General features: G+C 71.2%; 11 protein-coding genes. 7 read left to right on the top strand and 4 right to left on the bottom strand.

Annotated elements, in window-relative coordinates:
- Nucleotides 1-65 precede the first annotated feature (65 nt).
- The 3 genes from cmk to der all read left to right on the top strand — a co-directional run bounded on the left by cmk (nucleotide 66) and on the right by der (nucleotide 2989).
- Nucleotides 66-767: a (d)CMP kinase gene (gene cmk / locus HUT18_RS04305; RefSeq protein WP_176097957.1), complete on the top strand. Its 702-nt coding sequence runs from the start codon at nucleotides 66-68 to the stop codon at nucleotides 765-767.
- A complete protein-coding gene (locus HUT18_RS04300; RefSeq protein ID WP_254878414.1) occupies nucleotides 764-1420 on the top strand; it encodes a 1-acyl-sn-glycerol-3-phosphate acyltransferase in 657 nt (218 codons plus the stop codon). Before cmk ends, HUT18_RS04300 begins: the two co-directional genes overlap by 4 nt.
- A gap of 69 nt (nucleotides 1421-1489) precedes the next feature.
- Nucleotides 1490-2989, top strand: a complete 1500-nt coding sequence (gene der, locus HUT18_RS04295) for a ribosome biogenesis GTPase Der (protein WP_176097955.1) — start codon at nucleotides 1490-1492, stop codon at nucleotides 2987-2989.
- A 129-nt stretch (nucleotides 2990-3118) separates the two neighbouring features.
- Here the strand turns inward: der and HUT18_RS04290 are convergent, their stop codons facing one another.
- Nucleotides 3119-3517: a hypothetical protein gene (locus HUT18_RS04290; RefSeq protein WP_176097954.1), complete on the bottom strand. Its 399-nt coding sequence runs from the start codon at nucleotides 3515-3517 to the stop codon at nucleotides 3119-3121.
- A gap of 85 nt (nucleotides 3518-3602) precedes the next feature.
- Nucleotides 3603-4388: a hypothetical protein gene (locus tag HUT18_RS04285; protein ID WP_176097953.1), complete on the bottom strand. Its 786-nt coding sequence runs from the start codon at nucleotides 4386-4388 to the stop codon at nucleotides 3603-3605.
- Nucleotides 4389-4809: 421 nt separating this feature from the next.
- On the opposite strand from HUT18_RS04285, the gene HUT18_RS04280 reads away from it, so the two are divergent.
- Both HUT18_RS04280 and HUT18_RS04275 read left to right on the top strand, forming a co-directional pair.
- Nucleotides 4810-6066, top strand: coding sequence for a glycosyltransferase family 4 protein (locus HUT18_RS04280; RefSeq protein ID WP_176097952.1), 1257 nt, complete (start codon nucleotides 4810-4812; stop codon nucleotides 6064-6066).
- On the top strand, nucleotides 6063-6905 hold the full coding sequence (locus HUT18_RS04275; protein WP_176097950.1) for a hypothetical protein: 843 nt from the start codon (nucleotides 6063-6065) through the stop codon (nucleotides 6903-6905). Before HUT18_RS04280 ends, HUT18_RS04275 begins: the two co-directional genes overlap by 4 nt.
- A gap of 15 nt (nucleotides 6906-6920) precedes the next feature.
- Here the strand turns inward: HUT18_RS04275 and ctaD are convergent, their stop codons facing one another.
- A complete protein-coding gene (gene ctaD / locus HUT18_RS04270; protein ID WP_176097948.1) occupies nucleotides 6921-8645 on the bottom strand; it encodes a cytochrome c oxidase subunit I in 1725 nt (574 codons plus the stop codon).
- 389 nt (nucleotides 8646-9034) lie between these two features.
- Between ctaD and HUT18_RS04265 the strand changes: the two genes are divergently transcribed.
- Nucleotides 9035-9250 (top strand): proteinase inhibitor I78, encoded by a 216-nt coding sequence (locus tag HUT18_RS04265; protein ID WP_176097946.1) that lies wholly within the window; start codon nucleotides 9035-9037, stop codon nucleotides 9248-9250.
- A 239-nt stretch (nucleotides 9251-9489) separates the two neighbouring features.
- On the opposite strand, the gene HUT18_RS04260 is transcribed toward HUT18_RS04265, so the two are convergent.
- Nucleotides 9490-10530 (bottom strand): phosphatase PAP2 family protein, encoded by a 1041-nt coding sequence (locus HUT18_RS04260; protein WP_176097944.1) that lies wholly within the window; start codon nucleotides 10528-10530, stop codon nucleotides 9490-9492.
- A 542-nt stretch (nucleotides 10531-11072) separates the two neighbouring features.
- Here HUT18_RS04260 and HUT18_RS04255 point away from each other — a divergent pair.
- Nucleotides 11073-12854, top strand: a complete 1782-nt coding sequence (locus tag HUT18_RS04255; RefSeq protein WP_176097942.1) for an MFS transporter — start codon at nucleotides 11073-11075, stop codon at nucleotides 12852-12854.
- Nucleotides 12855-12970: the final 116 nt, after the last annotated feature.

Raw genomic sequence — 12970 nt, 5'->3', positions numbered from 1 at the left:
CTTGTGCGGGGCTCTCTCGCCCTGTTCGCGCTCTCACTCCCCGTACCAGGAAGGTGTCCTTCGCTGTGGAAACCGCCGCCGAGACCACTGAGGCCGTCCAGGCCGTCATCGTCGCCATCGACGGCCCCTCCGGCACGGGCAAGTCGAGCACTTCCAAGGCCGTCGCCGCCCAGCTCGGCCTCAGCTACCTGGACACCGGCGCCCAGTACCGCGCGATCACCTGGTGGATGGTGAACAACGGCATCGACATCGAGGACCCCAGCGCGATCGCCTCGGCCGCGGGCAAGCCGGAGATCGTCTCCGGCACCGACCCGGCCGCGCCGACGATCGTGGTGGACGGCACCGATGTGGCCCAGCCCATCCGCACCCCGGAGGTCACCTCCAAGGTCAGCGCCGTCAGCGCGGTGCCCGAGGTGCGCACCCGGATCACCGAGCTGCAGCGCGCCATCGCGGCGGCCGCGCCGGGCGGCATCGTCGTCGAGGGCCGCGACATCGGCACCACCGTGCTCCCCGACGCCGACCTGAAGATCTTCCTGACCGCCTCGCCCGAGGCCCGCGCCGCGCGCCGCAGCAGCGAGATGAAGAGCGCCGACGTCCAGGCCACCCGCGAGGCCCTGATCAAGCGGGACACCGCCGACTCCAGCCGGAAGACCTCGCCGCTCGCCAAGGCGGGCGACGCCGTCGAGGTCGACACCACGGAGCTCACCCTCCAGCAGGTCATCGAGTGTGTCGTGACCCTCGTCGAGGAGAAGCGGGCCGCGAAGTGAGCACTCCCGACCCTGCGCCGTCCGCGCGCGGGGCGGAGTTCGGCAGACGGCTCGGGGTGCCGGTGGTGCACGGCCTCTACCGCCCCCGGACCCTGGGGGCCTGGAAGGTACCGGCCACCGGACCGCTGATCTTCGCCGTCAACCACTCGAACTTCGCGGACGGCCCGCTCCTGATGGGCTCCTCACCGCGCCCGGTGCACTTCCTCATAAAGAAGGAGATGTTCCGCGGCCCGATGGGAGCCTTCCTCAACGGTCTCGGACAGCTCTCCATCGACCGCGAGTCGGCCGACCGCGCGGCCGTCACCCGGGCCTTGAAGGTCCTGGACGGCGGCGGAGTGCTCGGCATATTTCCCGAAGGCACCCGCGGCGAGGGCGACTTCGCGTCCCTGCGCTCGGGACTGGCCTACTTCGCGGTGCGCAGCGGCGCACCGGTCGTACCGGTCGCGGTACTGGGCAGCGCGGGGGCCCGCAGCAGACTGATCCCCGGTCTTCCGCCGCTGCGGACCCGGATCGACCTGGTCTTCGGGGAGCCCTTCGAGGCCGGTGACCACAGCGGGCGGCGCACCCGCAGGGCGATGGACGAGGCGACCGTACGGATCCAGAAGCGGCTCGCCGCCCATCTGGAAAACGCGCGGCGTCTCACCCGGCGCTGAGCGACACTTGAGCAGTGGGCCGCCCGCGCCGCGGTCCACGATCACCACGATGAACGAGGTACGGACTTCATGAACGACCCCAGCCAGCCCGAGTCCGCCGAGAACGCTGCGGCGGACTTCGCGGGCACGGAGCACGACCACGGCGAACTCGGCGACGCCGAGTACACGGCGTTCATGGAACTGGCCGCCGAGGAGGGCTTCGACCTCGAGGACGTCGAGGGCGCCATCGAGGAGGCGGGCCACGGTCCGCTGCCGGTCCTCGCCGTCGTCGGCCGCCCCAACGTCGGCAAGTCGACCCTGGTGAACCGCTTCATCGGCCGCCGCGAGGCGGTCGTCGAGGACAAGCCCGGCGTCACCCGCGACCGCGTCACCTACGAGGCCGAGTGGGCCGGACGCCGCTTCAAGGTGGTCGACACCGGCGGCTGGGAGCAGGACGTCCTCGGTATCGACGCCTCGGTGGCCGCCCAGGCCGAGTACGCCATCGAGGCCGCCGACGCCGTGGTGTTCGTGGTGGACGCCACGGTCGGCGCCACCGACACCGACGAGGCCGTGGTGCGCCTGCTGCGCAAGGCGGGCAAGCCCGTCGTGCTGTGTGCCAACAAGGTCGACGGACCGAGCGGCGAGGCGGACGCGACCGCGCTGTGGTCCCTCGGTCTCGGCGAACCGCACCCCGTCTCCGCGCTGCACGGCCGCGGCACCGGCGACATGCTCGACGCCGTCCTCGAAGCACTGCCCGAGGCGCCCGCGCAGCGCTTCGGCGCGGCTCTCGGCGGCCCGCGCCGTATCGCGCTGATCGGCCGCCCCAATGTCGGCAAGTCGTCCCTCCTGAACCAGGTGGCCAACGAGGAGCGCGTCGTCGTCAACGAGCTCGCCGGCACCACCCGCGACCCGGTTGACGAACTGATCGAACTCGGCGGTGTCACCTGGAAGTTCGTCGACACGGCGGGCATCCGCAAGCGGGTCCACCTCCAGCAGGGCGCCGACTACTACGCCTCGCTGCGCACCGCCGCCGCGGTCGAGAAGGCCGAGGTCGCCGTCGTCCTCATCGACGCCGGGGAGCAGATCAGCATCCAGGACCAGCGCATCGTGACCATGGCCGTCGAGGCCGGACGCGCGCTCGTCCTCGCGTACAACAAGTGGGACACCCTCGACGAGGAGCGGCGCTACTACCTGGAGCGCGAGATCGAGACCGAGCTCGCCCAGGTGGCCTGGGCGCCGCGGGTGAACGTCTCGGCGCGCACCGGGCGGCACATGGAAAAGCTCGTCCCGGCGATCGAGACCGCCCTCGCGGGCTGGGAGACCCGGGTGCCCACCGGCAGGCTCAACGCCTTCCTCGGCGAACTCGTCGCCGCCCACCCGCACCCGGTCCGCGGCGGCAAGCAGCCGCGCATCCTCTTCGGCACCCAGGCCGGAACCAAGCCGCCCCGCTTCGTGCTGTTCGCCTCGGGCTTCATCGAGCACGGCTACCGGCGCTTCGTGGAGCGCAGGCTGCGCGAGGAGTTCGGCTTCGAGGGCACGCCCCTGCACATCTCGGTACGGGTACGCGAGAAGCGCGGCCGCAAGAAGTAACCGCACCGGCGCGCGCCGACCGGCCGCGCCCGCGCCTCACCGTACGACGACGGCCGCCCGTTCAGCAGGGGCGGCCGTCGTCGTGTGTGCGGGGGCGTTTGGAGCGCCGAGGCCTCGGCGCACGGCGGTTCAGTGTTCGCGGCGCGGCGCGGGCGGCAGCGCCGCGGGCACCCGCCCACCGGCGCCCGGCAGGCGGCCGACCGGCTGCCAGGCGGGCTGGTCGGTACGGTGGCGGCCCTTGCGGCGGGCGGGCTGCGGCCACTGATACGTGCCCGAGTGGTGCGTCACGCCGGGCACCGGGTCGTGGCGTCCGGCCCACAGATCCGTCAAGTCGGCGGAGAAACCACGGAAGTTCAGGTGTTCCTCACCACTCCGGTCACCCGGAAGGGCCTTGAACGCCCTTCGGTACTCCGCGTAGAGCGCGTCGTAGATCGGCGTGGGCGAGACGGCTGCCGTCATGTCGTGCGCGGGGCGCATGGACGGGATGGAACTCGGCAGCGGGCGGCGGCTTGGGTCATAGGGGTGCACGTAAGGGCAAACGACCCACAAGTCCTTCGGATGCGGCCACCGCGCCGGTTTCGTCGCCGAAACGGGGCCCGGTGGCCGCTCCGCATCAGGTACCCGCGAGCGGCATCGCCGCGCCCGCGAGCAGCCCGTTCGCGGCGGCCCGGTCGAGCGCCTGGCGCATCAGGTCCTCGCGCGGCTGGCGGCCGATGGAACCGGCGGGCGCCGTGAACACCAGGATCTGCTGGAGCTTGGCGGCCGCGGTGCGCCAGCTGTCGGTGACCTGGAGCGGCTGGTGCGCCTGCCACCAGGCGACCGGGGCGCCGCCGTCGGTGCCCGGCTGGAGCACCGAGTGCAGCTGGCCGTTGGCGACCAGTACCGACCAGCCGTGCAGTACCGGCGGCACCGAGGTGAGCGCCGGTACCGGCCGGAAGCCGTGGTCGATCACCAGCGGGAGGAACTCGTCGACGCCCGCGGTGCTGCCGGGCCGGGCGACGGGGCCGGTCGGCTCCACGACGAGGGCGGGGTGCAACTCGTCCTCGAGCAGGACGAGTCCACTGGTCACCCCGAGGACGGCGGGCTGCGGTGCGGAATCGGCACCGGCCCCGGCGCCGGGCTGGTTCTCGGTGATGGACCGTACGGCGCCCTGGAGTTCCTCCTCCGTGACCCGGACCACCTGCGAGGGCAGGCACGCGGAGTGGGCGAAGGCGAGGACGGCGGTCTCGTCGCCGACGAAGAGGACGGTGCTGGTGGCTTCTTGCGCCGAGTCGCCGGGGGTGCGGCAGGACGTGCAGTCGTAGCTCCCCGGGGTGTCCCCGCCGGTGAGCAGCCGGTCGGCTTCCTGGTCACCGATCTCGGCACGGACGTCGTCGCTGAGGTCGAGCATGCGCGGCACGGGTGGCTCCTCGGAATCGGTTCGTGCGGCAGCCGGGTGGGTCCCGGCTCATTCCAGGACAACGGGTCATCCACCGTCCGGGTCACGGGCGCGGCCGTCACAGTCGGAGCGGGAACGGTGGTGTGCGCAAGCCCTCTTGCCCGGGCGGGCGCCGTCGTCGCCCGGGCCCGACGGCCCGTCAGCACCTCGTGTGCCCCGTTCGGCGGAAACCGGACCAACAACCGTGAACCCTCACCCACCAGCGGGAACACCGAATAGTTCCCAAGGTTGCCTCTCAATGAGGAAACAGTCTTGGAACAAGATCATGATGAAGCCCAACCTTCCGGTGAACCCGCAGGTCTAACCTTCCGGTAGGCGGATGAGCTGGACTGTCCGGAACTGTCCGGATCATTCGCATCGAACAACACGATTACGGGGCCGTATGCACATCTCATTTCTTCTGCACAATGCGTACGGAATCGGTGGCACCATCCGGACCACCTACAACCTGGCCGAGACCCTGGCCCAGCACCACGACGTCGAGATCGTGTCGGTCTTCCGGCACCGCGACCGCCCGACGTTCGCCCACGACCCGCGGGTGAAGGTGCGCAGCCTGGTCGACATCCGCAAGGGCAGCCCGGGATACGAGGGGGAGGACCCCGACTATCTGCGCCCCGCCTCGGTCTTCCCCAGTGCGGAGGGACGCTACGGGCAGTACAGCGCGCTCACCGACCGGCGCATCGCCGCCCATCTCAAGAGCGTCGAGGCCGATGTCGTGATCGCCACCCGGCCCGGGCTCAATGTGCACCTCGCCCGCGAGACGCGCTCCGGCCCGGTCCGTATCGGCCAGGAACACCTGACCCTGGACAGCCACTCCAAGGCGCTGCGGCGCCAGTTGACCGCCGTCTACCCTCGCCTGGACGCCCTGACCACGACCACCGAGGCCGACGCCCGCTCGTACCGCACCACCATGCGACTGCCCGGGGTACGCATCGAGGCGGTGCCCAACTCCGTGCCCGCGCCCCAGGTCGCCCCGGCCGACGGCTCGGCGAAGCTGATCGTGGCGGCCGGGCGGCTGGAGAAGGTCAAGCGGTACGACCTGCTGATCCGCGCCTTCGACCTGGTCCGCGAGTCCCGGCCGGACTGGCGGCTGCGGATCTACGGCGCGGGCAAGCAAGAGGACAAGCTGCGCGCCCTGATCGACCAACTCGACCTGTACAACCATGTGTTCCTGATGGGCCGGGCCAACCCGATAGAGCCGGAGTGGGCCAAGGGCTCCATCGCCGCGGTCACCTCCAGCATGGAGTCCTTCGGCATGACCATCGTCGAGGCCATGCGCTGCGGGGTGCCCGTGGTGGCGACCGACTGCCCGCACGGCCCCGGCGAGATCATCGACGACGGCGTCGACGGCCGTCTGGTGAAGCCGGGCAGCGCCAAGTCCATCGCCGCCGGTCTGCTCGAACTCATCAACGACGACGACCTGCGCCGGGAGATGGCGGCCGCCGCGCTGCGGGACTCCGAGCGCTTCGACCCGCAGCGCGTCGGCGAACACTTCGAATCCCTGCTCCAGGACCTCACCAGGCGTGGCGGCGGCCGGATGCGCGGCTCGCTGCACCGCACCCGCGGCGCGCTGCTCGGCGGCGCCCTCGCCCTGCGTGACCTGAGCCGTACCGTCCTCGCGAAGGGACGCACCGCATGACCACCCCGCACGCCACCGCCCTCAGCGACGCCGGGCAGGCGCCCGCCGCCCCGTCGCCGCACGCCGACTGCCGCGCCGACGAATCCGGCACCCTGACCTTCGTCCTCGACGCTCCCGGCTCCACCGGCGCCGAACTGCTGCTGCGCCTGCGCGGGTCCGAGGACCCGGCCGAGGTCACGCTGCCGTTCGAGCCCGACGCCGACGGACGACCGAGCGCCCGGCTGCCGGAGACCCTCGCACTGGCCGAGGGCCGCTGGGACGTCTTCGCCGCGCTGCCCGGCCGCGAGCCCGAGCGACTGCTGCCCGGCCTCCTGGACCTGCGCCGCCTCGTGGACCGGGAACCCGACGCGACCGGCGGCCAGGTGTCCCCGCGCATCCCGTACGCCACCAAGCACGGCAACCTCAGCGTGCGTTCCTGGTGGCGCGCCCCGCACGCGGAGGCGGCCGAACTGGTGCTCACCGAGGGCAGGTTGGCCGTACGCGGACGGCTCCACGGAACGCTGCTCGGCGCCCGCGCACACGCGGAGCTCTGTGGACGCCAGGCCGCCAAGCCCGTCGTACGCGCCGAACTCGACGGCAGCGGGCGCGACTTCACGCTGACCGTCCCGAGCGCGGACCTCACCGACGCGGCGGGCGCGGGCGTCTGGGACCTGTGGCTGCTGCCCGAGGGCGAGCCGGGGCCCCGGGTCCGGGTGGCGCGGCTGCTCGACGACATCGCCGACCGCGGCCCGGTCTTCGTCTACCCGGGCGCGGTGTCGGGAGCTTCGGGCGCGCGGGCGCGGGTCACTCCGTACTACACCGCCGACAACGACCTGTCGGTGCGGGTGGACATCGGCTGAACCGGGCCGGGGCGCTCAGCCGCGCTCGGCGAACGTGTCGCCGCCCGGTTCCTCGCCGCCCGGCCCGTGGCCCGGCAGCCGCTGCAGCTGCGAGGGGTACGCGATGTCCGGGTGGTGCAGGTCGAAGGCGGGCGACTCCGAGCGAATCCGGGGCAGGGCGACGAAGTTGTGCCGGGGCGGCGGGCAGGAGGTCGCCCACTCCAGGGAGCGCCCGAAGCCCCAGGGGTCGTCGACCTCCACCTTGGTGCCGTACTTGGCGGTCTTCCAGACGTTGTAGAGGAACGGCAGCGTGGAGATGCCGAGCAGGAACGCCCCGATGGTGGACAGGGTGTTGAGCGCGGTGAAGCCGTCCGCGGCCAGGTAGTCGGCGTAGCGGCGCGGCATGCCCTCGGCGCCCAGCCAGTGGTGCACCAGGAACGTCGTGTGAAAGCCGATGAACAGGGTCCAGAAGTGGATCTTCCCGAGCCGTTCGTCGAGCATCTTGCCGGTGAACTTCGGCCACCAGAAGTGGAATCCGGCGAACATGGCGAAGACGACGGTGCCGAACACGACGTAGTGGAAGTGCCCGACGACGAAGTACGTGTCGGTGACGTGGAAGTCCATCGGCGGGGAGGCCAGGATGACTCCGGTGAGCCCGCCGAAGAGGAAGGACACCAGAAAGCCGGTCGCCCAGAGCATCGGTGTCTCGAAGGAGAGCGAGCCCCTGAGCATCGTCCCCGACCAGTTGAAGAACTTCACGCCGGTGGGGACGGCGATCAGGAAGGACATCAGCGAGAAGTAGGGCAGCAGCACCCCGCCGGTGGCGAACATGTGGTGCGCCCAGACGACCGCGGACAGTCCCGTGATCGCCATCGTCGCGCCGACCAGGGTCACGTAGCCGAAGATCGGCTTTCTGGCGAAGACCGGGATGATCTCGGTGATGATGCCGAAGAACGGCAGCGCGATGATGTACACCTCGGGGTGCCCGAAGAACCAGAACAGGTGCTGCCACAGCAGCGCCCCGCCGTACTGCGCGTCGAAGACCACGGTGCCGAAGCGCCGGTCCGATTCGAGGACGAGCAGGGCGGCGGCGAGTACCGGGAAGGCGATCAGTACGAGAATCGTCGTGAAAAGCACGTTCCAGGTGAAGATCGGCAGCCGGAACATGGTCATGCCCGGCGCCCGCATTCCGATGATGGTGGTCAGGAAGTTCACCGAGCCGAGAATCGTGCCGAAACCGGCGAGCGCGAGGCCCATGATCCACAGGTCTGCGCCGATGCCGGGGGAGTGTTCGGGCCCGTTGAGCGGGGCGTAGGCGAACCAGCCGAAGTCGGCCGCGCCGTCGGGCGTCAGGAGCGAGCCGAGCACCATCAGGCCGCCGAACAGGAACAGCCAGTACGAGAGCATGTTCAGCCGCGGGAAGGCGACATCGGGGGCGCCGATCTGGAGCGGCACGATCTCGTTGGCGAAACCGGCGAAGGTCGGGGTGGCGAACAGCAGCAGCATGATCGTCCCGTGCAGGGTGAAAAGCTGGTTGAACTGTTCGTTGGACAGCCCCTGGAGCCCCGGCCGGGCCAGCTCGGCCCGCATGATCAGGGCCATCAGACCCCCGACGAGGAAGAACCCGAAGGAGGTGGCGAGATAGAGGTGGCCGATCTTCTTGTGGTCGGTCGTGGTGAGCCAGTCCACGAGGACGCGGCCGCGGCTCCGCTGCCGGGGAACCCGGTCCGTGAGGGGCCGGTCCGTGGTCGGGGCGCCCATGGCGTGCCCGCCTTCCTCTCGCCGCCGGGTGATGAGCGCCAGTTCCGGTCGGACGCGGATCCTGTGCGAACGGGGTGAAGGTTCGATGGCGGTCCGCCTCGCGGGAATTACTCCCGGCCGGAAAATGGATGACGCGGAATCAGTTTTGCACGCAATTCCGGGCCGTTATTTTCGCCGCCGGGCGGGCCGCCACGGAATTAACCCGTCCGGGTGTCGCCCGGTGGGGTAACCGCTCGGCCGTGCGAAGCGGCAATCCCGGATAGCCGTGTTGATCACCTGTGACACAAGCGTGACGGGAAGGCTATCGGTCACGCTGGGTGTATGTGGCCGGGGCCGGCTCGCCCGCCCCGGCCTTTCGTCCGCCCGCCGTGCCACCTAACGTGGGCCGCATGTCATCCCTCCCCACCCCGCCCAAGGAACCCGACGACGACCTCGAGGCGTACGTCGGACTCGACGCCGAGCAGGCCGAGGAACGGGCCCGCGCGCGCGGCTGGTCGACCATCCGCTCCGTGCCGCCGGGCGCGTTCATCACCATGGAATACCTGGTGGGCCGAGTGAACTTCGAGGTCGCCGACGGCGTCGTACGCCGCTCCTGGAAGGGCTGAGGCCCGGCCGGGCCCGTGCGGGCACGGACCGGCGACGACAGGCGAACACAGGGGCGGGGCCCGGCTCATGAAGCCGGGCCCCGCCCCTGTCGTCGTCTTTCGTCGTCCGTTGCCGCCGAGACGGCCGGTGTCGTCGCGGGGCGATCACCGCTGTCGCGGGAGCGTCCGCCGCCGCGGTCCGTGAGCGGCCGACGGCGCCTGCGCTCCGCCTGTCCCGCCTCTCACGTGGCGCCCCGCGCTCAGGACCCCGTGACCGGCCGGGCCGAGGGGTTGGTGCGCGGCAGCCGGTCGCCGTGCGTGGGTCTTCGGCCGCCTGTCGGCGCACCCGGCGTGCGCTCGCCGCGTACCGGATGGAGGCCGCCGGGCGCGGCGCTGTGCCCGTGCCGCGGATAGCGGGCGCCCTCGCGCGTGCCCATGTCCGTGCCCAGGGCCGCCACATCCGTGCCACGGGCCGGTACGGGATCGGCGGGATCCGCCGGGACCATGGCCGGTACCGGGGTGAGCGGGACCGGTGCGGCGAAGCGGCGGTCGCGGACCAGGTCGCGCAGCCGCAGCAGCCGTGCCTCCACGGTGGCGAACAGCGGCTCGAACCAGGGCAGGGCCAGCAGGATGAGCAGTCCGGCGGCCCAGCCGAGCAGGACGTCGCTCAGCCAGTGCGTACCGAGGTAGACGGTGGTCAGGCCGACGCCGAGGGCGACCACCGCGGAGAGTGCCGAGAGCCACCGCCTGGCCTGCGGGGTGGAGGCGAGGTAGGCGAGGATTCCCCAGGTCACGACCGCGTTGGCAGTGTGTCCCGAAGGAAATATGTCGCCGTCCTTCCACATCTCGTTGGAGCCGATGACGGTGGCGTAGTGCGGGCCGAGCCTGCCCATGCCGAGCTTGGCGGCGCCCACCGTGACGTTGAGCAGCAGCAGTGAGGTGCCAAGGGCGAGCAGCGGGCGCAGGGTGTGCTGCCGCCAGGAGCGCCAGCCCAGCCAGGCCGCCACCATCACCGCGGTCGGGCCGCGCTGCCCGAGGACGACGTAGTAGTCCAGGAAGGCGTGGATCTCGGGCCACTGCTGGTACGGGCGGAAGAACATGACCTGCCAGTCCAGGCGCACCAGCCAGGTCGTCTCCACCACGGCGGCGATGATGGCCGCGTAGAACACCAGAGTCGCGCCGAAGAACACGACCCGGTGCCGGCTCATCGAGGGGACCTCGATGTGAGCCGGCCGTTCCGGCTCGCGGTCCAGCCGCGCGAAGACCCGGTCGAGCCGGGCGCGGTTTCGTTCGGTACGCACGAAACCGAAGCTACAGGGAGTGAGCTGGTGACCCCGTCGAATCGGAGGCTTTGTGATGACCATGTGATGTGGCATTGCTCTCACCGACGGAGTAATTCGGCAGCGTTTCCGCGATTTAGCGACGCGACTTCCCGCAATCTTTCCCCGAATTCATGGCAGGCCCATTTATCGGTCATCCGCACGGTGTTCACCAGGACATTTGTACGCGTTTTCCTGTACGTCACCCGGCGAGCCGGGGCGCTGCCCGGGTGCGGTCGCGGTGCGTCGTGGTACGTATCGCCGCGTGTGCGGGGTGTGATCCCGGGGGCGCATACGGGGGCGTACCGCCTGTGCGGAAGTGGCCGGGGCCACATTCGCTCGGCCTTTTCGTGAGAGGCCCGCCACGCGGAAGGGTGATGATCTCGCGTACTCTGACGGCTCACTCGCTTTCGCAGGCAGGCTGCCCAGGGCCCACCCAAGCCCGGCGCACCGCCGACCGCGAACCCGCGGGGCGCAGCGTCCCCCACGCCCGCCGCGTGCGAGGAACATCAGGGAGGTAGTACATGTCCGGGACGACCACGGCCACGTCCCGCCTCACGGCCGCCGCCCGGCACCGTCACGAGGACGGCGCCAACCGCTGGCTGGTCCTCGTGGTCCTGTGTGCCAGCCTGCTGCTCGTCGCCGTGGACGCCACCGTCCTGCACGTGGCCGTGCCCGCGGTGAGCGAGGACCTGCGTCCCAGCTCGGTCCAGCTCCTGTGGATCGTCGACAGCTACCCGCTGGTCTGCGCCTCGCTGCTGATCCTGTTCGGCACCCTGGGCGACCGCATCGGCCGCCGCCGGGTGCTGCTGCTCGGCTACGCCCTGTTCGGTATCGCCTCCGCGCTGGCCGCCTTCGCGCACACCCCGGTCGTCCTGATCCTCGCCCGTGCCCTGCTCGGTATGGGCGGTGCCATGATCATGCCCGCCACGCTCTCCATCCTGCGAGAGGTTTTCCCCGACCGCAGGGAACGGGCCCTGGCCATCGGTGTCTGGAGCGCCGTGGCCGCGGTCGGCGCCGCGGTCGGACCGCTGCTCGGCGGCTTCCTCATCGAGCACTTCTGGTGGGGCTCGGTCTTCCTGATCAACATCCCGCTCATGCTGGTGAGCCTGCCCGTGGGCCGTGCGCTGCTGCCCGAGTCCCGCGGCGAGCAGGAAGGGCCCTGGGACGTGGTCGGGGCACTGATGGCCGCGTCCGGGCTGTTCGGCGTGGTGATGGGCGTCAAGCGGGCGGGCGGCGGCGAGGACCTGCTGAGCCCCGCCACCCTGCTGCCGACGCTCCTCGGAGTGGCGCTGCTGGCCGCCTTCCTGCGCCGTCAGCGCCGCCGTCCGCATCCGCTGATCGACCTGGCGATGTTCGCGCGGCCCGCCTTCTCCACCTCGGTCGGCTGCATCGTCCTCGCCCTCCTCGCGCTCGTCGGCCTCCAGCTCATCGCGGCGCAGTACCTCCAGCTCGTCCTCGGTCTGTCCCCGCTGGAGACCGGCCTGCGACTGGTGCCGCTCACCTTCGCCGCCATGGCCGCGGGCCTGGCCGGTTCCTGGCTGCTCCAGCGTTTCGGGCCACGCCGCATGGTCTGCGCGGGGTTCTGTCTGACGGCGGCCGCGGTGGTCACGCTCACCGGCATCGGCGGCGAGGACAATCCACCGCTGATGCTGTTCGGTTTCGTCCTGCTCGGCTTCGGTATCGAGGTCACCCTCTTCGGCGCCTACGAGTCGATGCTCAGCGAGGCTCCCAAGTCCCAGGCGGGCGCGGCGGCCGCGATCGGCGAGACCTCGTACCAGCTCGGAGCGGGAATCGGTATCGCCCTCCTCGGCAGCGTGATGAACGCCGTGTACTCGCCGGGTCTGGACAAGGTCGAGGGGGTCCCCTCCGGCGCCTCGGCCGAGGCGAGCCACTCGCTCGGGGAGGCCTACGAGGTCTCCGACCGGCTCGGTGGCCCCACGGGCGCGGCGCTGCGGGCGGCGGCGCGCGACGCCTTCATGACCGGGTTGCATGTCACGCTCCTGGTCAGCGCCGTCCTGCTGCTGCTCGGAGCGGTGGCCGCGCTGCGGCTGCCGAAGGCCATGGACTGCCCCGCGGGCGCCGAGCACGCGGAACACACCGAGTGCGCCGGGCCCGCGGAGTCCACGGAAAAGGCCGAGCGCACGGAGCACACCGCCGGCGCCCGGCTCACCAAGCGCGCCCCGGGAGCCGACCGCGCCGAGCGGGAGGCCGCGGCCGCACCGGCCGAGGGGCAGCAGAAGTCCCAGGTCCCGCTGCCCGCGCAGTCGGCACGCACCCCTGTCACCGCCGAGTCCCTGCGCTGACCGAGGGGCTCCGGCCCGCGCCGACCGGGGGGATCTGGACGTAGTGCCCGGCTCGTCGTACCGTCGACGACACATCGTAACTACCGCTGCTAGTTTTACGCGCCGGAGGCCGCCCG

The sequence above is a fragment of the Streptomyces sp. NA04227 genome (assembly GCF_013364195.1).
Lineage (GTDB): Bacteria > Actinomycetota > Actinomycetes > Streptomycetales > Streptomycetaceae > Streptomyces.
Note: the sequence above shows the minus strand (reverse complement) of the source record. Positions and strands in the feature narration are given on the sequence as shown.

Excerpts from the sequence above, each read along its gene's own strand:
- der (WP_176097955.1), top strand. The coding sequence starts at position 1,490 with ATGAACGACCCCAGCCAGCCCGAGTCCGCCGAGAACGCTGCGGCGGAC.
- HUT18_RS04280 (WP_176097952.1), top strand. The coding sequence starts at position 4,810 with ATGCACATCTCATTTCTTCTGCACAATGCGTACGGAATCGGTGGCACC.
- HUT18_RS04275 (WP_176097950.1), top strand. The coding sequence starts at position 6,063 with ATGACCACCCCGCACGCCACCGCCCTCAGCGACGCCGGGCAGGCGCCC.
- ctaD (WP_176097948.1), bottom strand. The coding sequence starts at position 8,645 with ATGGGCGCCCCGACCACGGACCGGCCCCTCACGGACCGGGTTCCCCGG.
- HUT18_RS04265 (WP_176097946.1), top strand. The coding sequence starts at position 9,035 with ATGTCATCCCTCCCCACCCCGCCCAAGGAACCCGACGACGACCTCGAG.
- HUT18_RS04255 (WP_176097942.1), top strand. The coding sequence starts at position 11,073 with ATGTCCGGGACGACCACGGCCACGTCCCGCCTCACGGCCGCCGCCCGG.